The sequence below is a fragment of the Mucilaginibacter gilvus genome, assembly GCF_004054195.1.
Taxonomy (GTDB): Bacteria; Bacteroidota; Bacteroidia; order Sphingobacteriales; family Sphingobacteriaceae; genus Mucilaginibacter; species Mucilaginibacter gilvus.
In genome coordinates this window covers 721,571-739,525 of sequence record NZ_SBIW01000003.1, presented here as the reverse complement: position 1 = coordinate 739,525, position 17,955 = coordinate 721,571, and the positions used below count along the sequence as shown (strand labels likewise).

17 protein-coding genes are annotated in these 17,955 nt (G+C 43.7%); 7 read left to right on the top strand and 10 right to left on the bottom strand.

Annotated features, from left to right (window positions below; all coding sequences use genetic code 11):
* Genes EPL05_RS09160 through EPL05_RS09150 form a run of 3 tightly spaced genes read left to right on the top strand, consistent with a single transcriptional unit; the run spans position 1 to position 1,918 of the window.
* Positions 1-1,044 (top strand): PorP/SprF family type IX secretion system membrane protein, encoded by a 1,044-nt coding sequence (locus EPL05_RS09160; protein ID WP_128533632.1) that lies wholly within the window; start codon positions 1-3, stop codon positions 1,042-1,044.
* A 42-nt stretch (positions 1,045-1,086) separates the two neighbouring features.
* Entirely contained in the window at positions 1,087-1,491 is a 405-nt protein-coding gene (locus EPL05_RS09155; RefSeq protein WP_128533631.1) for a hypothetical protein, read from the top strand.
* 16 nt (positions 1,492-1,507) lie between these two features.
* Positions 1,508-1,918, top strand: coding sequence for an OsmC family protein (locus EPL05_RS09150; RefSeq protein WP_128533630.1), 411 nt, complete (start codon positions 1,508-1,510; stop codon positions 1,916-1,918).
* A gap of 72 nt (positions 1,919-1,990) precedes the next feature.
* Here EPL05_RS09150 and EPL05_RS09145 read toward each other — a convergent pair whose 3' ends face one another.
* Positions 1,991-2,602 carry a TetR/AcrR family transcriptional regulator gene (locus tag EPL05_RS09145; protein ID WP_128533629.1) on the bottom strand — a complete coding sequence of 204 codons (612 nt, stop codon included), beginning with the start codon at positions 2,600-2,602 and terminating at the stop codon, positions 1,991-1,993.
* A 114-nt stretch (positions 2,603-2,716) separates the two neighbouring features.
* A complete protein-coding gene (locus EPL05_RS09140; RefSeq protein WP_128533628.1) occupies positions 2,717-3,202 on the bottom strand; it encodes a DUF4126 family protein in 486 nt (161 codons plus the stop codon).
* Between the two features lie 135 nt (positions 3,203-3,337).
* Here EPL05_RS09140 and EPL05_RS09135 point away from each other — a divergent pair, with 135 nt between their 5' ends.
* On the top strand, positions 3,338-3,877 hold the full coding sequence (locus EPL05_RS09135) for a hypothetical protein (protein WP_208394708.1): 540 nt from the start codon (positions 3,338-3,340) through the stop codon (positions 3,875-3,877).
* A 71-nt stretch (positions 3,878-3,948) separates the two neighbouring features.
* Here the strand turns inward: EPL05_RS09135 and EPL05_RS09130 are convergent, their stop codons facing one another.
* The 4 genes from EPL05_RS09130 to EPL05_RS09115 form a co-directional block, all read right to left on the bottom strand.
* Positions 3,949-7,413 (bottom strand): efflux RND transporter permease subunit, encoded by a 3,465-nt coding sequence (locus EPL05_RS09130; protein ID WP_128533627.1) that lies wholly within the window; start codon positions 7,411-7,413, stop codon positions 3,949-3,951.
* A gap of 25 nt (positions 7,414-7,438) precedes the next feature.
* A complete protein-coding gene (locus tag EPL05_RS09125; protein WP_128533626.1) occupies positions 7,439-8,539 on the bottom strand; it encodes an efflux RND transporter periplasmic adaptor subunit in 1,101 nt (366 codons plus the stop codon).
* Positions 8,540-8,577: 38 nt separating this feature from the next.
* Positions 8,578-9,924: a TolC family protein gene (locus EPL05_RS09120; protein ID WP_243837254.1), complete on the bottom strand. Its 1,347-nt coding sequence runs from the start codon at positions 9,922-9,924 to the stop codon at positions 8,578-8,580.
* 100 nt (positions 9,925-10,024) lie between these two features.
* The gene (locus EPL05_RS09115; protein ID WP_128533625.1) at positions 10,025-10,636 is read right to left on the bottom strand and encodes a TetR/AcrR family transcriptional regulator; all 612 of its coding nucleotides are present in this window, start codon (positions 10,634-10,636) and stop codon (positions 10,025-10,027) included.
* A gap of 366 nt (positions 10,637-11,002) precedes the next feature.
* Between EPL05_RS09115 and purB the strand changes: the two genes are divergently transcribed.
* The 3 genes from purB to EPL05_RS09100 all read left to right on the top strand — a co-directional run bounded on the left by purB (position 11,003) and on the right by EPL05_RS09100 (position 14,149).
* A complete protein-coding gene (gene purB, locus EPL05_RS09110) occupies positions 11,003-12,346 on the top strand; it encodes an adenylosuccinate lyase (RefSeq protein ID WP_128533624.1) in 1,344 nt (447 codons plus the stop codon).
* Between the two features lie 517 nt (positions 12,347-12,863).
* Entirely contained in the window at positions 12,864-13,415 is a 552-nt protein-coding gene (locus EPL05_RS09105) for a NifU family protein (protein ID WP_128533623.1), read from the top strand.
* A 128-nt stretch (positions 13,416-13,543) separates the two neighbouring features.
* Positions 13,544-14,149, top strand: a complete 606-nt coding sequence (locus EPL05_RS09100; protein ID WP_128533622.1) for a hypothetical protein — start codon at positions 13,544-13,546, stop codon at positions 14,147-14,149.
* A gap of 2 nt (positions 14,150-14,151) precedes the next feature.
* Here the strand turns inward: EPL05_RS09100 and EPL05_RS09095 are convergent, their stop codons facing one another.
* From EPL05_RS09095 to mtaB, 4 genes are read right to left on the bottom strand one after another with little or no spacing between them, the layout of a single operon-like run.
* Entirely contained in the window at positions 14,152-14,943 is a 792-nt protein-coding gene (locus EPL05_RS09095; protein ID WP_128533621.1) for an inositol monophosphatase family protein, read from the bottom strand.
* Positions 14,933-15,400 carry a GtrA family protein gene (locus EPL05_RS09090; RefSeq protein ID WP_128533620.1) on the bottom strand — a complete coding sequence of 156 codons (468 nt, stop codon included), beginning with the start codon at positions 15,398-15,400 and terminating at the stop codon, positions 14,933-14,935. Before EPL05_RS09090 ends, EPL05_RS09095 begins: the two co-directional genes overlap by 11 nt.
* Entirely contained in the window at positions 15,393-16,565 is a 1,173-nt protein-coding gene (locus EPL05_RS09085; protein WP_128533619.1) for a prolipoprotein diacylglyceryl transferase, read from the bottom strand. Before EPL05_RS09085 ends, EPL05_RS09090 begins: the two co-directional genes overlap by 8 nt.
* 30 nt (positions 16,566-16,595) lie before the next feature.
* Entirely contained in the window at positions 16,596-17,915 is a 1,320-nt protein-coding gene (mtaB, locus tag EPL05_RS09080; protein WP_128533618.1) for a tRNA (N(6)-L-threonylcarbamoyladenosine(37)-C(2))-methylthiotransferase MtaB, read from the bottom strand.
* Between the last annotated feature and the right edge of the window lie 40 nt (positions 17,916-17,955).

Sequence of the window (17,955 nt, the reverse complement as noted above, 5' to 3'; positions counted from 1 at the left end):
ATGAAACGAACGATTAAATTGTATGTTTTTTTGATTACTATACTCAGCGGTGTAAGGGCATCCTCGCAGGACCACATGTACTCGCAATTTTTCAATTCGCCCAACTATTTAAACCCGGCCCTGAACGGGCAGTTTGAAGGCGACCTGCGTATGAATTTAATTTATCGCAACCAATACTCCTCTATTGCTGGCGGCGGCCTGTCTTATCTCACGGCATCTATAGATTATAACGTACCGCGCTTTGGCGGCGGCTTTGGGCTAATGTTCACCCGCGCCAGCGAAGGGACAGCTTACCTTACCAAAAATAACGTTTCCGGCATATACTCCTACAGCGTTGGTTCCGATAGTTATGTACTAAGCTTTGGTTTACAGGCGGGCGTTACCAACCGCGCTGTAGATTATACAAAACTTATTTTTAGCGACCAGATAGACCCCCGTTTGGGTTATATCCCCGGCTCAACATCCGGCGCGGATGCGGCTTTGTTCAATAACAAATTCTATTTTGATTCGGGCGCGGGTATTAACCTTACCGCCGGCAATTTTAACGTAGGCGGTGCCATGCAGCACATAAACCGCCCAAATGAATCGTTCACTGGTGTACCTGCCAAACTACCTATGCGTGGCGTTTTTCACGCCAGCTACAGGTATAACATTACACAGGATGATAATTTAGATGAAGATCAAAAATCGTATGTGATACCATCGGTGGTATTTTACAAGCAATCGCAGGCGCAATCTTTAAGCGTAGGCTTTCAGTACAAACGGCGCAGCATAAACGCGGGGCTTTGGTACCGCAGCGGCGGTATGGGTAACGGCCCGGGTTCTGTAGTGATATCATTTATATTTGATGTGTTTATTAACCGTGATGGCGGCGAAAAGATGCGTTTAGGGGTAAGCCACGATGTACCATCGGGCAAGGGATTAAATTACAGCAATACCAGCGGCACCACCGAAGGCAGCATCGGTTACGAAACCACCCTTCCCTACAGCGGTAACGAGTACAGAAAATTTAATGGTAATCGTAGATGTTATGATTTTTATTAAATTTGAAAATTAATACCGTTATTCAACGGGTTAATTTCGTAGATGGAAAATAATTACCTTAAAGATAAGCAAGTAAAGAAAAAGTCGGCACTTAAGGGTGTGTGGCTTCTGGTAATATTCGGCATTGTGGTTGTGGTTATACTTGTTAAAATAGCAAATTCCAACTCCATGTCGGTTTTTAGCGGCCTGCCGGACAGCGATGCTGCTTACGCCATGGCCAAGCTGTACATCAGGCCAACGGTTAGGTCAACCGACGTTAGTTTTCACGATGACAGCTACAAGTTCGCCAAGAAATCTGATTCGGTATACGTTATCAAATCATCTTATTCGGCACGCCAAACCGACGGCGAAAGCACTACCACGCAATTTACCATATCGTTAAAGTACATGGGCGGCAGCGCAACAAAAGAAGAAAGCTGGAAAATGCTGGACCTGAACCAGGAATAGCCCTTAACCCATACAAATGGATAACCCTCAAAAAGAGCTCATAATTGATGGCTCGGCGGTAATTGGCCGGGCTCAATATCAAACGGTTGTTAAAAGCGGCAATCATACCCTAATTGCAGACGAACCGATAGATGACGGCGGCACCGATACCGGGATATCGCCCTATAATCTATTGATGGCCAGCCTGGCAAGCTGCACGGCTATTACCCTGCGCATGTACATTAACCGTAAAATGTGGGCGATAGAGGAGATAACGGTAGAACTTGAAATGTACCAAACCGCGACCGGGATATTGATAGAAAGCAGGCTGAAATTTAAAGGGGAAGTTGCCCCCGAACAAAAGAAGCGGCTGATAACCATTGCGGATGCCTGCCCTATTCATAAAATTTTGGTGGGAAATATTGTGATAAACACTATTGGTGGGTAGTGAGTGGTAAAAGTAATGAATAGTGAAGAGAGATGGGTAAATTGAACATCACACTAAACCACTCACCACTCCCTACTTTAATCCTTTTACAAAAATATCTATTAGCAGCAGGCGCTTGTTGTGGATCTCATCGAGATGTTCCTTTTTTGGGAAGTTAACTTTTTTCTGCATCGCCCCTACTTTAATACCATGTAAGGCATCTAAAAACACATCAACAATTTCGGCGGGATTATCTATAGGTTGGATGGTGCCTTTCTCCGCTTCTGTTTGGATAGCCTGGGTAAGCAGCCTGGTTTCGGCGTCGCGTATCTGGTTTACAATTGTCCAAATGGTATCGGGCAGGTTTTGTTCGTTCAATCTTACAAAATCAAAGAAATTGTAATTGGTCACAATAAAATCGTGATGAGTATTCACCTGAAACAGGAAAGCATCGCGCAGGTTGGTAAATTGCCCTATGTTATCTTCCAGCAGCTGTAAATAATCATTGGCCAGCTTACGCATAACTGCCATGTACAATTCACTTTTATCGGGGAAATAGTAATACAGCAAAGCCTTAGACATAGATAGATCGCCGGCTATTTCGTTCATCGTGGTTTTAGAGTAACCATAATGCAAAAAGCGCTGATGCGATGCTTCCAGAATTTTTTCTCGCTTTATATCCTGCTGATCTATGCCTGCACTCATTTCTCTCGTATCCGCGTGTGTAAATGTATACTTCCTGACTTATTTAACAAAAATATCAATTTTTCAGGGTCAACTGTATATGCGACATTAAAAGATGATATTCAAATGTTAAAATCAGGCACTACGCGCAATCGCAATTCCGGCACCTATAACCAGGGCATCTTCTATAGCGCCGATATATGGGTCGGGTATTTTAGTACTTTTCCCAATCCCCCTACGCAAAAAGAAACAACCGAATGTGGATGCTATAGATGCCGCACCGCCAATTAAACCACCTATTAAGGGAGAACTGCCTTCTGCCTTGTAAACAACCGCCCCGCATAATATGCCGGATAATGCCCTACCAACTAAGCCTGGGATTGCGGTACGATTAGGTGTGTTCGGCAGTTTATCGCCAATTAACTCGCCGGCTGCAAGTACTTTAAAAACTTTGGATGCCGTAATGCTTTTCATAAACTCCAGCGGCGACCCTGCTAATGACTCCGCTTGATGACGGCTATAAAGATGCGTTAACACAGCCGGCGCATAAAATGTGCGCATGCCTGCTATTAAGCCTAATGCCGCGGCTTTACCGGCGGGTGTTTGTAGGATGGCTGTCATAATTATGTCGGTTTACCCAAATGACTTACAATAATCATTCCTTAAACGCACAACATTATCGATTAAGCTTACGGTTAATTTTATAAATCAATAGCTAATGTAATTTGTTATCTACCTACTAATACAAACCAACCTATGAAAATACATCAAAACAATGCCCTTGGCGAACTGGGCAGCACGCTTGGCAGAGGCTTACTGGCAGGTATAGCGGCTACGGCGGCTATAACACTATCGCAGATGATAGAGATGAAAATAACCAAACGCGAACCCAGCGACTCGCCCGTAAAAGTTGCTGAAGACACCGTGGGGATAAAACCGGCATCAAAGGAAGATAAGCAAAAGCTTTCGCAGGAATTGCACTGGAGCTATGGCACTGGGTGGGGCATAGCCCGGGGACTGATTAGCCTGACCGGTTTGAAGGGTTGGCCAGCAACACTGGTACATTTTAGTGCTGTTTTGGGCACAGCGCTTATTATGCTGCCTAAACACGATGCCGCCAAACCTATCGCCGAGCAAAAGCCGCAGGAGATAGCCATTGACGCGCTGCACCATGCCGTGTATGCCGTTACCGCCGGATTGGTTTATGACGCGCTTGATGCCGGCGGCAAAAACGAACGACAATTCAACAAAATTGCCAAAAGCCTGAAAGTACTGATCAGGAAATATAAAGCTTAGTAAAGTCGGCACCAACAAAAAAAGGGCCGCGCAGTTGATCTGCGCGGCCCTTGATATTTTAGTAGGTCAACTTAATTGGACGCGTCTGCTAATTCTAACTTACGTTTCTCTTTAGCTTTCTTCTCATCCTGATTACCAAAGAAAAAGTTCTTCATGTTTATGCGGATGATATACATACATGGTACCAGGATCAGGGTGATCACGGTTGCAAAACCAAGACCAAAAATCATTGTCCACGCTAACGGGCCCCAGAAGGCAACGTTATCGCCACCGAAGTGGATGTGTGGTTCAAAGCTCGTGAACAGGCCCACAAAATCAATATTGAAACCAACGGCCAAAGGTATTAAACCTAAAATAGCAGCCGTTGCGGTAAGTATTACCGGTGTCATACGGGTGTGGCCCGCTTCTACCACTGCATCGTGCAGGCTGGTGCCCTGCTCTATCAGCATATCGGTAAATTCTACCAGTAAGATTCCGTTTCGCACTACTACACCGGCAAGAGCTATGATACCTACTCCGGTCATTACAATGGCCATGGTCATGTGGAAAATGGTTACGCCCAGCAATACCCCAATAATACTAAAGAAGATCTCGCTGATGATGATGAACGTTTTACCAACCGAGTTAAACTGGATCATCAGGATGATAAAGATCAGCCCAAAAGAAGTAAGCAATGCGCCTCCAAGGAAGGTAACGGCTTCCAGTTGGTCTTCCTGGCCACCACCCTGCCTGATGGTTACCCCATCAGAGTGTTTAAAGTTAGCGATAGCTTTAAGGATACTGGCGTTCACTTCATTTGGGTTATAAGGCTGTATAACGCTTGATGATAGTGTAAGTACCCTGCGTTGTTGTTTACGTTTAATGTTGCTGAAAGTATTTGTATAACGAATATCGGTAAAGGCCGAGATAGGTACCTGGCGAATAGCACCACCGGTGGCCAGATCGCGATAAGTGATGCGTAAGTTGCGCAGCTCATCAATATTGCCTCGCTGCTCTTCCATAGCACGTACCTTTATCTGGTAATCATCTTCTTTAGTGTTACGGAAATCCGCGGCCTTGGCACCAAATATAGCGGTGGCAAGGTTTTGAGTTATCTGGCCGGTGCTGATACCTTCGCGGTTAGCGCGTTCGCGATCAATGTCGAATACAATTTCCGGCTTGTCACTTTCCACATCGGCAACAAGGTTATCTATACCCGCAATATTTTGCTTGCCAATAAAGTTTTTTAGCCTATTGGCGGTTTTTACAAGGGAATCAAGATTATCCCCGGCAATTTCCAGGCTGATGTCTTTTTGCACAGGCGGACCTGCAGCCTCTTGCGTAACGGCGATCTTAACGCCCGGGAAACCTTGTACTGCCTGGCGTATCTTGGTTAAGATCACCTTGGTATCTTTACCATTACGTTTACCAAACTCCTCAAAAGCTACGGTTACTTTACCTTTGTTTTGGTAATCGCCCTGGTCCTCATCCTGCGGATCTGTTACGCTTTTGGTTACGTTGGAGATAATGGATGTTACAATATCCTCATCCGGTGCAACCACTTTGGCTACGCGCTGCTCTACCTTCTTCGTTACAGCGTCGGTAGTAGCCTGGTCTGTACCAATAGGCATAGTGATGTACACGTATGCAAAGTTCGGATCGCCCGCAGGGAAAAACACCGGCGTTTTACCAAACAGGGCTACACTTACTATGGCTATTATAAACAGCGCGAACGTGCCCATTAACATGGTAACCGGGCGCTGAACAGCTTTCTCCAACCACTTGGCATACCAGTTTTGGAAACGCGGCCAGCCGCCCTTCTGAAACTTGTCTATCCATCTCAGGAAAACAAAATGGTTTAATAGATAAAATATAATGAGCACCACCAGCACGTTGGGTGTGAACAGCGTAATGTGTAGAGCACTGTCTGCAGGCAAAAACGTTAATAAGTAGAGGAATATGGCAAAACCGCCCATTATAAAAGTGGTTTTACGGGTGCTTTTATCAAACTTTGGATTATCGTGTTCGCCATCATGGTGTGGTTTCATAAAGTCTACCGCAAAAACAGGGTTCATAATATAAGCGATAACAAGCGATGCCAATAACGTAATGATAAGCGTAATAGGCAGGTATTTCATAAACTCCCCTATCAAACTATTCCAAAACATCAGCGGTATAAAAGGCGCAAGCGTTGTCATAGTTCCAGAAAATACAGGAAGGAAAACCTCGCCGGCCGCGTACTTGGCCGCTTCTTTAATGGGTACTTTTCCGTTGGCGAAAAGGCGGTGCGTATTCTCTATCACCACAATAGCATCATCTACTACAATCCCTAACGCAAGCAGGAACGAGAATAGCACGATCATATTGAAGGTAATATCAAACACTGGCATCACCAAAAATGCCACGAAACAAGACAGCGGTACCGATAGTGCCACGAAAATAGCGTTGGTAGTACCCATAAAAAACATCAGGATAATGGTAACCAGTATGAAACCGATAACGATGGTGTTAATCAGATCGTTAAGCGTAGTACGGGTTTTGTTACTCTGATCGCCGGTTACGGTAATGTTTAAGCCTTTAGGGAAAACTGATTTTTGTTTATCCTTGATCAGGGTATTGATCTTATCAGATGCCTGGATCAGGTTTTCACCCGCCCGCTTGCTCACCGCAAGGGTTATCACGTTTTTAAACTTATCGTTACCCGGAACTTTTAAACGTGCGAAACTCTCTTGTTCTAAAAACGAATCTTTTATTTCGGCGATATCTCTCAGGTAAACAGCCTGCCCTTTCGGGTTACGAATAGCCATAGCGGCTACCTGGTCGGCATCTTTAAAATCCTGTTTAATATCTATCGCGCGGCGTATGCCATCCGTTTTAATAGTACCTGCAGATGCCAGAATGTTTTCGTTGCCAATAGCCTGCGTTATATCGCTGAAACTGATCTGCGCGGCAGCCATCTTGTTCATATCCACGTTTACCTGTATTTCGGGCGTTAGGGCACCTATCTCGTTTACCAACGAGATCTCCTTAAAGCTTTCTATATCATCTTTCAATATATCGGCAAACTCCTTTAATTTTTTAAGGTCGTAATCGCCGGATAAGTTAACGTATAAAATAGGCAGATCGGAGATGTTAACATCAGATACCGTTGGCTCTTTAAAGTTATTATCGTTCTGCGGCAGATCCTGGCGGGCTTTATCAACCGCGTCCTGCACATCTATCTTAGCATCTTTTACCTTAACATTGGTGTTGAATTCTGCGGTAATGATAGAAACGTTTTGTACCGAGTTAGAAGTAACCTTTTTTAATCCTTTAAGAGATTTAAGTTTCTTCTCTATCTGGCGGGTTACCAAATTCTCAATATTTTGAGGCGATTGCCCCAAAAACTGCGTGGTTACAAATATTTTAGGAACCTCAATATCCGGGAAGTTTTCTTTAGGTAATTGGTTGTACCTGATGATACCCATTACCGTTATAAAGAATATAAGGACGTATATAGCGGTTTTATTATCAATTGACCAACTGGAGGGGCCAAACTCTTTTTTCACATCTTTCATAATATCTATTATATCAAGTGTTCAATTAATTAGCAGATGCAGTAACCTTAATTTTGTCGCCATCTTCAATATCTGTAGCGCCATCGGTCACCAATTGGTCGCCCGCTTTCAGGCCCGATAAAATTTCAGACATACCACCATACGTAGCGCCAACTTTAATAGCTGTACGTTTAGCTACGCCATTTACGTTCAGGTAAACGTAATCACCTTCTTCTGAACGCTGTACCGATTTAACCGGGATAGCTATCGCACCGTTCTTGGTGTAATTCGCTATTTTAATAATAGCTGTCATGTTAGGGCGTAATGATGCGCGGTGTGGTAATTTTATCTCTACTGCAAAACTGCGTGAGGTAGGGTCGATAGCTTTTGCAGCGAAGGTTACATTGGTAGTTAACGAGTCGTGTGCATCGGGTACCAGTATCATCACTTTGTTACCTGTACCCACACTGCCCGAATATGACTCGGGCACATCTGCCTTCACTTTCAAAACATCAGCATTCACAATACGGATACCTGTAGTACCCGGCTGTGCAACCTGGCCAAGCTTAAGATCCATCTGATCGATAGTGCCAGATATTGGCGCTACAATGCGATACAAATTTGCCTGCGAACGCAATGCCGCGATAGATTTTAACCCTGCCTGGTAATTTGTTTGTGCCTGTAAAAATTGCACTTCAGTTCCAATTTTTTGGTCCCAAAGGTTTTTCTGGCGCTGATATATTGTTTTTTGCAGATCAACATTTGCCTCTGTTTGGGCAATTTGCTGATGTAGTACACTGGCATCCAATTGCGCAAGTACCTGTCCCCTGCTTACATGCTGGCCAGGTTTTGCGTTAAGCGAAACAATGGTACCCGGCGATTGCGGATAAGCGGTTACGTTATCCTGCGCGTCAATTTTACCCTGAATTTGTACATAGTTTACAAACGTGCCGGTTTTAACTTCCAATGCGCCAACTTCAACCGCTTTTGTGGAATCAACGTTGCCTACTTCACTTTGCAGTTTTGTTATTTTGGCGTTGATCTCCTGCTGTTGTTTTTGCAGGTCGGCAAGTTCTGCCTTTTTATCTTTTGGTTTTGAGCACGCTGCTAATAACAGTATGGCCGGTATGTATAATAGTTTTTTCATTGTTATATAGAGTATATATGAGTTTTGTTTAAGTTTATTTATTGAATTCTTCCGAATGCCTTGTCCAGGTCTACTTTGCTTACAAGTGCATCGTAAAGGCCTTGGATATATTGGTTATCTGCATTTTGCAGGTCAGTTTGTGCTTGGGTAACTTCAATGCTGCTGCCTACACCCTGCTGATATTTAATTTTTGCTACACGCAATACCTCACGGGCTAATTCCTGGCTACGTTTTTGATTGTTAAGGCTTTGTAAACCGTTAAAGTACATAGTTTTTGCCGATTGAGCCTGAAGGTTTAAACCATTTTTTGCCTGTGCCAGGCTGTTCTCTGCTTTCAATACAGTTATCTGCGATTGCTTAACGCGGTTAGTACGTTGGAAACCACTAAAAATAGGCACTTTTAAGGTAAGCCCTACGTAACTTGATGGGAAGCTGGTACTATACAAATCACCAAAGTTGTTGTTTTGGTAAGAGAATGTGTAAGCAGCATTGGCTGATAAAGTTGGTAAAAACTGTGCTTTAATGCGTTTGAGATCAAATCGGTTCAGTTGCAGGTTGGTTTCCAGTAAACCGTATTCAGCCCTATTTTTGTAGGCTGCGGTATCAATTGACATTTCGGCAACGTTTTCATCTAATTTTACATCGCCTAAACCGCTTTTTAACGTGAGGCTATAGTCAATCGGCATACCTATTTGAAATTTCAGTACCTGATAGTTTAAAGCAAGCAAACGTAAAGTATTTTCGTGCGTGGTTGCCAAATTATTGTATTGTACTGCAATACGGTCAACATCTATCTTTTCTACAAACCCTTGTTTGTTTTGCGCAACAGTTTGGTCTTGCAGCTGATTCAACTGGGTAATGTTAGCGTCCAACAGCTTTATTTGTTCCAAATTTACTAATAACTGGTAGTAGGCTTTGGTAACAGCAACATTCATATCAATTTTTGTACGATTGTAAGCTTTGTTGTAAAGCTCCTTATAGGTTTTACGCCCCTGTAAACCTATAATGTAACTGGGGTCGAATAGTAATTGACTCGCCGAAACGCCCAGGTTTGAGGAGTATTTAACACCAAATTTAACCGGGATAAATGTGCCGGCCGGTGCACCAAAAACTTCACCTGGCAACAGTGTTGTAGGTATTTTTAAATAATCCTGAATAGATGCGGTGCCGTCAATCTGTGGAAAGCCCTGCCCAATAATTTCTTTTACCCTATAATCGGCACTTTTAATATCCAGCCCTGCATTTACAACGGAATCGCGGTGCTCGTAAGCATAATTAACCGCATCCTGTACAGTAAAGCTGTAAGCCTGGTTTGCCGGTTGCGCCTGCCCAAAGCCCCTGAAGCTTGCTGCAGTGCAAAGCATTATAAGTAGTGATCGTTTCATTTTAGTATTCATATATATGATAGGTTTGTTATGTTCTGTTGTTATTACGTTACAAAGAAATTCTTTTAATTGACAGCCCTATGTCAGCAGAGTCTTTTATTTAGTTAGCGTTTTGTTTTTTATAATTATCCAGCAGTTCGTGCCCCTTCATGGTACAAATACCGTAATTAAAATGTTCCAGCAATTGCACCTGAACCTTCCAGCTATTAAAATGCGCTATCGGGAAGATCTGGGTATTAAAGCCCATCTCTACCTGGTTTACGCGCATGGTAGCCAATATCTTCACATCAATATCATCGCGGATGAAACCCTGGCTTATGCCTTTTAATAAAAGTTCCTCCAATTTATTGATGATCACCTCGGCCTTAAACCGCTGAAATTCCTGCCATGCCTCGGGATGATATTTTTGCATATCATGAAATACGATAGGGTTCACCCGCGACAGGATATCCTCCGAGCATTTCATCATTTTGATCATCTCTTCTATCACGTTAGAAGAACTCTCCATTATAGCGTTCATCTCGCGCTCATCTTCCTGTAGCCGGGCTGTTACCAGGGCAACCACCAGTTCGTTCTTGTCGCCAAAATACTGGTAAATAGTTTTTTTGGACATGCCCAAATGCCGGGCTATATCATCCATGGTTACGCTCTTGATGCCGGCCTGTAAAAACAGGTCGAGCGCGCCTTTTATTATTCTTTCTTCCTGACTCATTGACTTTCGGAGTCAAAACTATGGAAACATTTTTAGATTTCAAAGTTTCCATCGGATATTACTGTTCGGTGACAATGTACATTAAGCAGGCACCAACGGAGCCAAAATTGTGATCTTAATTCGCTATGAAAACGATGCGCCTATCGGAGCGTTGAAACAAGCCAACTTTATTTGAGACGCAGTATACTTACAAGTAGTAAATAGCCCTGAACACTCCGTAGGAGTATCCTGTTTATAGACGCGCCGCGATGCATTTCCGGCTCCGTAGGTGCCCCCTTCGCGAATATGCTCACCGCTATGATAATCTACCTCTTTCCAAAAATCCACACTAAATTTCAAATTGCTATCTTTGCAAAAAATTACCACATGGAATTAAATTCCCTTACCGCCATATCCCCTATCGACGGGCGTTACCGTAGTGCCACAGCAGAATTAGCCGCTTATTTTTCAGAGTTCGCCCTAATAAAATACCGGGTGCTTGTAGAAATTGAATATTTCCTGGCCCTGCACTCGCTGCCGGTAAAGCAATTAGAGCTTTTTGACGGTACGCAGAGCGAAAAGTTACGAGACATTTACCGCAAATTTACCGAAGCCGATGCTGCCGCTATAAAAGAGATTGAAAAAACGACCAACCATGATGTAAAAGCGGTTGAATATTTCATCAAGAAAAAGTTTGATGAACTGGGCTTACAGGAGTTTAAGGAGTTTATCCATTTTGGGCTAACCTCACAGGATATCAACAACACCGCTATCCCTTATTCGTTTAAACTGGCTATTAATAATGTGTACATCCCGGCACTGCACAGCCTGATAGATATTTTAAGGCATTACGCTGCCGAATGGGCGCATATACCTATGCTGGCGCATACCCACGGCCAACCTGCATCGCCTACACGCCTGGGTAAAGAGATTGAAGTTTTTGTGGAGCGTTTAATAAATCAGCTGCATTTGCTGCGCGATGTGCCTTATTCTGCCAAATTTGGTGGTGCTACAGGTAATTTCAACGCCCATAAAGTGGCCTACCCTATTACCGACTGGAAAGCCTTCGGTAACCATTTTGTAAACGATGTATTGGGGCTGTACCGCTCGCAGTTTACCACCCAGATAGAACATTACGATAATTTTGCTGCCCAATGCGATGCTTTAAAACGCATTAACAATATCCTGATAGATCTGGACCGCGATGTATGGACCTACATCTCCATGAACTACTTTAAGCAAAAGATAAAAGCCGGCGAAGTAGGTTCATCAGCTATGCCGCATAAAGTAAACCCGATAGATTTTGAGAACAGCGAAGGTAACTTAGGTATTGCTAACGCGATGTTTGAGCATTTGGCTGCCAAGCTGCCTATCTCCCGTCTACAGCGCGATCTTACTGACTCTACCGTACTCCGCAACATTGGTGTGCCGGTTGCTCATACGCTCATCGCTTTTAAATCTACCATCAAAGGTTTAAACAAATTGTTGCTGAACGAGGCTGCCATAAACGCGCACCTTGAGGCAAACTGGGCGGTGGTTGCAGAGGCGATACAAACCATCCTTCGCCGCGAAGGCTACCCGAACCCATACGAGGCATTAAAAGAGCTTACCCGCACCAATACGCAGGTAAACGCCCAAACCATTGCCGAGTTTGTGGATACTTTAGAGATGAGCGAGAGCGTTAAGGAAGAGTTGAAGGCGATAACGCCGCAGAATTATACGGGGATATAGGAGAGCATGAAAAGGCTGCACTCGCATTTAACGTATCCCTTTGTGCTACTGTTTCTTGTTGTGGATGTGTACATCACTTACTGGTTGCTAATTCCATTTGTGTTTTCCTGCCGGATATTATTTCTTGTGGCCCTGCTTAATTTCATTTACATAACCGGATTCGTTTTAAATTTAACAAAATATAAAAGGCTATATTTAAAAGATGCTGAGTTATATGTTTACGACCTTTACTCCATAGTACCATATGTACTTCCCCTAACAGATCTAAAAAGTATAAAGCGGGACAACTCGAAGTATGATGTATTGTGGGGGATTTATATTGCGACTTTTTATGTAGAAAGTGGCGAATATGAAGTTAAGTTTATGAAGAATAAGCTCATCTTTAATCTCGGAAAATACGTTTGACAAAGCCGTGAACGTGTAAACCCCTCTGTCAGTAACAGGTAAAACTAAACGACGCTTGCCCTAACAACCAAAAAGCTGATTACATTTGTTATCTCATTAAAATAGTACATCCATGAATATCAACGTATATACCGAAAGTACCCCGAACCCGGCAACCATGAAGTTTATTGTAAACAAGTTGCTGATAAACGGAAGCACGGATTATGCTACCAGGGAAAGCGCGGAGAAATCTCCTTTCGCTAAAGAATTATATAAATTTTCGTTTGTTAACGGCGTATTTTTCGCCAGCAACTTTGTTACCGTTACCAAAACAGAAGGTAGTGAATGGCCCGATATTGAACCCATACTGAAAGAGTTTGTAAAAGGCGCTGTTGAATCTGAATTGAAAGTACAGGAAGTTGAACAAGCAACCGATGTTGAATTTGAAGGTACAGAAACCGAAATTAAAATTCAGCAGATACTAAATGATTACGTTCGCCCGGCTGTTGAGCAGGATGGCGGCGCCATCAGCTATCGCTCGTTTGATGCAGGCGTAGTTACTGTTGAGCTTCGCGGCTCATGCAGTGGTTGCCCGTCATCAACTATAACGCTAAAATCAGGTATAGAAAATCTATTGAAACGCATGGTGCCTGAGGTTACCGAAGTGGTTTCTGAAGCTTTATAAGTAACAACTTAAGATATTGTGAACACGAATCGTAACTGGTTCGTGTTTTTTTTTTGCACTTTTATTTTAAACTATTATAAAAATTGATATCCCTCCCTAATACCATTGAAATCGAATTCTTCAAAGTAATGAATGGAGAAATTCCGTTAGATGACTTTGAGCAATGGGTTTATAACAATAAAGAGTTAGAAGAACTTCTTTCGCCAGACCAGTATTTCAATCTAATTTCTTTTTCTTATTCAAAAGCTGGCGCCAGGCATGAGCTGATTAACCTCTTGACGTCATTGGCCGGTATGGGCCGGTACGAAACCTATAAGCTACGTAAGTTGATAGCAATGGCAATGCTACGCGACCAAAATTTGCCAAAATACTTGACCCAGTTTTACGACTTGTATTGCGACGGTTACTATTTCCTCAGGCGTTTTGGATTGGGCTTTGGCTTATCAATGTTTTCTTTACCAGCTGATTATATTTCCGAAAACTGGAATGAACTTGATGTTAAACAAACCCATAAATTGATAGATAGTATCACACCCGAACTCGAACAGGAATTGCGGCGAATACTTAACTGGTTAGATAATGATGAAATAGTACTTACCGGCGAAAAGGATGAGTTGGACCGTTATGATTATATTGATAATAGAAGCGCAGTTGACCGAAAGAATGACGATATTTTTCCGTTGTTTTTCTATATCAATACATCAAAGCCGCCATGGTGGCAATTTTGGCGGTAGCCTTATTTAAAATACTTCTGAATATAATCCAGCAGCTCCTTTGTTATTTTCCCGTTAGTTGCCAGTAACTCCCTTGTGTTTAACACCTCATCGCCGCCTTTAAAGTTCACTACATGGCCGCCGGCTTGTTTAACGATGACGATACCACCAGCTACGTCCCAGGAGTTGAGGTTATATTCGTAATAACCTTCGAAACGGCCACAAGCGGTGTAAGCCAGATCTACCGCGGCGGAGCCTAAACGGCGTAGGCCGTGGCAATTGCGCATCAGTTCGGTAAAGAGTTCAATATATGCTCCTTGCTTGCTAAAATCATAGTACGGGAAACCGGTAGCGATAAGGCTTTCAGCAACTGTAGGCTTGTTGCTTACTTTTATTTCCTTGCCATTAAGGTACGCGGGCGAATCGCTGTGGGCGTAAAAGCATTCGTCCTGGCAAATTTCGTATACTACACCTAAAACCAGTTCATCATTTTTTTGCAGGCCGATGCTTACCGAATAAACGGGCAGGCCGTGTATAAAATTGGTGGTGCCGTCCAATGGGTCGATGATCCAATTGTAGGTGTCGCCGATTTTGGTGGTGGTTTTTTCTTCGGTGATAAAGCCTGCTTCGGGCAATATTTTTTCTAACCCCGCTACAATCTTTTGTTCGGCGGTTTTATCTACGTAGGACACCATGTCGTTAAGACCTTTGTATTCCACCTTGTCGGCATCAAAAGTTATTCTTTCCTGGCGGATGAACTGACCTGCCTCTTTGGCAACCTCTGTTACCTCATTAATGATGGAATTAAGCTTCATTTGGTTGGTGTTGGCGTAATGATAAGCTGAACGAAAAAACTTTGTGCACAAAATAACTGGCTACAAACAAGCTAAGGGCCGCGCTTACGCGCGCATAGGGCGGGTAAATATTTAACGACTGTATAAGTACCTTAAGTACTCCAAGGTTGGCAAAAAAGCCAACAAAAGCAACGGTGGCAAACCTAAAGAACTGCTTGCGTGGCGACAGTTTCGATTGGTTAAAGACTAAATACCTCGTCATCAAAAAATTCACAATAACACCACATGTATACGATATAATGAGCGCTACGGATGAATTACGGATGGGAAATGAGAATATGTTATAAATACCCGCTGTAAACAGGTAATGAAACAGCATATAAAACATGGCCATATCTACCAGAAAACCGGCACTCGCCGATAACAGGAACCTTATGATATGGCTTTTTGTTATTTTGTACCAGAACCGTTTAGCCATGAGCAACCGGCGACTTTTTATAATGGGCCGTACCTACGTATATTAATGTGGAACCGCCTAAAATCATAATAAGGGAGATCAACTCGGCCTGGGTAAACGGGATGCCGTCAACATTGTATTTGGTATTTACGCGAATCAGCTCGATTGTAAAACGCTCTACCCCGGCAAGGATCATATAAATTCCAAACAGCACACCCGGCGCCTTTACGCGTTTGCGGATGCTCCAGATAAACGCGAACAACAGCAAACAGATAACCGATTCGTAAAACGATGTGGGGTAAACCGGCAGCCTTAGTTCATTACAAAATTTACCAACGCAATCGGCAATGCGGTTGCCCGGGTCAACCTCGTTAACGTTATGCGGAAATTTAAAACTCCACATCCAATCGGGTGCCCAGCTTAACCAGCCCGGTTTTGCAGCAAGACTGGGTATCCCCCAGTCCCCATCACCAGACATTTGGCAGCCTACCCTACCCAGTGCATAAGCAAGCATCACGCCTCCTGCACCAATATCCAGCATATCCAATGGTTTAACATCGTGTTTGTTGGCAATGTAGAGCACCGCTGCGCCACCACATATTAACCCGCCATAAAAAGTTAAACCGCTAAAGCCAATGAGCATCCCCACCGGGTCCTTCATAAACTCGCCCCAATTTTCGAGGGCGTTGAATATTTTGGCACCGGCAAAGCCAAAAATTGCAGCCCAAAGCAGTATGCTGCCCATCATTTCGTAAGGGTGTACCGTTACCCGGCGCTTTTCCGGCTTTGGTAATTCTTGTTTTTTTGCTTCATAGTACGCCCAGTATGCAAAACCGGCGGCGAATATAATACCGCCTACCCAGCTGCCACGCAACGATAAAAGAAAATCCTGCGGACTATCTATCAAGGCGGAATAATTCATCGCCGCATCTACCACTTTAAAGCCGAATACAAAGCCAAATACAGCATTACCAATCAGTTCGCCGGTTGAAACAGGTTCGCCCACCATCACATCTTTTTGGAAAGATTTGATGTAGCCAGCTTTCTCTTTACGCTGAAACTCTTTTGTAAAAGCCCAATAAGCGGCCATAAAGGCGAGCGCTACAAAAAAGCCAAAAGTTTGTATAGGTAGGGGGATATTGATCCCAAAAAGATATTGTAAAAGCGAGGATATAGTTGGAAACATCGGGTGGTATTTGTGAGGGCGAATATAGGTTTAATGTACTAAAACTTCTGCGCTTTCTGTTATTTCCACATCACCATCCGACGAAATCGTGGTTAAATGCACAGTCTTTATTTCGTTAACCAGCACAGGATCGTATTTGGCTTTTACCTTAACGTAATTGCGGGTAAAACCGTGCATAAAGCCATCTTTTATATCGCCTTCAAACAAAACCTCATCGGCTTTACCCAACTGCGTCTCGTAAAATGCACGGCGTTTTTTGTCTGATAAAATGTGCAGCATCTTGCTCCTGTCTGCACGGGCAGATCCGGGAACGGTACCCGTCATTTCGGCGGCAGGGGTGTTTTCCCTTTCCGAATAGGTGAACACGTGGAGGTAAGAAACATCCAGTTCGTTCAAGAAGTTGTAGGTATCCACAAAATCTTCCCTTGTTTCACCGGGGAATCCTACAATAACGTCTACGCCGATGCAGCAATGGGGCATTACTTCTTTGATTTTCGCTACGCGGCTGGCGTACAGGTCGCGCCTGTACCGTCGGCGCATCAACCCCAATATTTTATCGGATCCTGATTGTAACGGAATATGAAAATGCGGCACAAACCTTTTCGAGGTGCTTACAAATTCAATGATCTCATCACTCAGCAGATTTGGTTCGATGGACGAAATGCGGATCCGTTCGATGCCGTCTACTTCATCCAGCGCCTTCACCAGGTCGAAGAATTTATCCTCGCGGTTCCCGTTGCGGATGCCGAAATCGCCCAGGTTCACACCGGTCAGTACAATCTCTTTCACGCCCGATTCAGCTATCTCAACAGCCTGCGCCACCGCGTTCTCAATGGTATCGCTGCGGCTTGCGCCACGGGCCAACGGGATGGTACAAAATGTACAAGAATAATCGCAGCCGTCCTGAACCTTAAGAAAGGTACGGGTACGGTCGCCAAAGGAGAAAGAGGGTACAAACTCGTTAGCTTCAGACACCGGCTGGTTATATACTAATGTTTTGGGGTTCTTGGTTAAATCGGTAAGGTATTCTACTATCCGAAATTTTTCTGCCGCGCCCAAAACCATATCCACGCCGGGTATTTCGGCAATTTCTTTTGGTTTTAGCTGGGCGTAGCAACCCACTATGGTTACGTAAGCGTTTGGAGAAATTTTAAGCGCTTCCTTTACTATCTTTTTGCATTTTTTATCCGCGTTCTCGGTTACCGAGCAGGTGTTTATTACAAACACGTCCGGCGTATCGCTAAACTCCACCGTATTGAAACCGGCCTGCGTAAACAGGCGACCAATCGAAGACGTTTCCGAGTAGTTAAGCTTACAACCAAGCGTATAAAATGCGACTTTCTTATTCATTTTCAGCCGGCAAAGATAAGGTTTTTAGAGAATAGTTGAT

Excerpts from the sequence above, each read along its gene's own strand:
- EPL05_RS09100 (WP_128533622.1), top strand. The coding sequence starts at position 13,544 with ATGAATGGAGAAATTCCGTTAGATGACTTTGAGCAATGGGTTTATAAC.
- EPL05_RS09160 (WP_128533632.1), top strand. The coding sequence starts at position 1 with ATGAAACGAACGATTAAATTGTATGTTTTTTTGATTACTATACTCAGC.
- purB (WP_128533624.1), top strand. The coding sequence starts at position 11,003 with ATGGAATTAAATTCCCTTACCGCCATATCCCCTATCGACGGGCGTTAC.
- mtaB (WP_128533618.1), bottom strand. The coding sequence starts at position 17,915 with ATGAATAAGAAAGTCGCATTTTATACGCTTGGTTGTAAGCTTAACTAC.
- EPL05_RS09115 (WP_128533625.1), bottom strand. The coding sequence starts at position 10,636 with ATGAGTCAGGAAGAAAGAATAATAAAAGGCGCGCTCGACCTGTTTTTA.
- EPL05_RS09105 (WP_128533623.1), top strand. The coding sequence starts at position 12,864 with ATGAATATCAACGTATATACCGAAAGTACCCCGAACCCGGCAACCATG.
- EPL05_RS09140 (WP_128533628.1), bottom strand. The coding sequence starts at position 3,202 with ATGACAGCCATCCTACAAACACCCGCCGGTAAAGCCGCGGCATTAGGC.
- EPL05_RS09120 (WP_243837254.1), bottom strand. The coding sequence starts at position 9,924 with ATGAAACGATCACTACTTATAATGCTTTGCACTGCAGCAAGCTTCAGG.
- EPL05_RS09145 (WP_128533629.1), bottom strand. The coding sequence starts at position 2,602 with ATGAGTGCAGGCATAGATCAGCAGGATATAAAGCGAGAAAAAATTCTG.
- EPL05_RS09090 (WP_128533620.1), bottom strand. The coding sequence starts at position 15,400 with ATGGCTAAACGGTTCTGGTACAAAATAACAAAAAGCCATATCATAAGG.
- EPL05_RS09155 (WP_128533631.1), top strand. The coding sequence starts at position 1,087 with ATGGAAAATAATTACCTTAAAGATAAGCAAGTAAAGAAAAAGTCGGCA.
- EPL05_RS09095 (WP_128533621.1), bottom strand. The coding sequence starts at position 14,943 with ATGAAGCTTAATTCCATCATTAATGAGGTAACAGAGGTTGCCAAAGAG.
- EPL05_RS09135 (WP_208394708.1), top strand. The coding sequence starts at position 3,338 with ATGAAAATACATCAAAACAATGCCCTTGGCGAACTGGGCAGCACGCTT.
- EPL05_RS09125 (WP_128533626.1), bottom strand. The coding sequence starts at position 8,539 with ATGAAAAAACTATTATACATACCGGCCATACTGTTATTAGCAGCGTGC.
- EPL05_RS09150 (WP_128533630.1), top strand. The coding sequence starts at position 1,508 with ATGGATAACCCTCAAAAAGAGCTCATAATTGATGGCTCGGCGGTAATT.
- EPL05_RS09130 (WP_128533627.1), bottom strand. The coding sequence starts at position 7,413 with ATGAAAGATGTGAAAAAAGAGTTTGGCCCCTCCAGTTGGTCAATTGAT.
- EPL05_RS09085 (WP_128533619.1), bottom strand. The coding sequence starts at position 16,565 with ATGTTTCCAACTATATCCTCGCTTTTACAATATCTTTTTGGGATCAAT.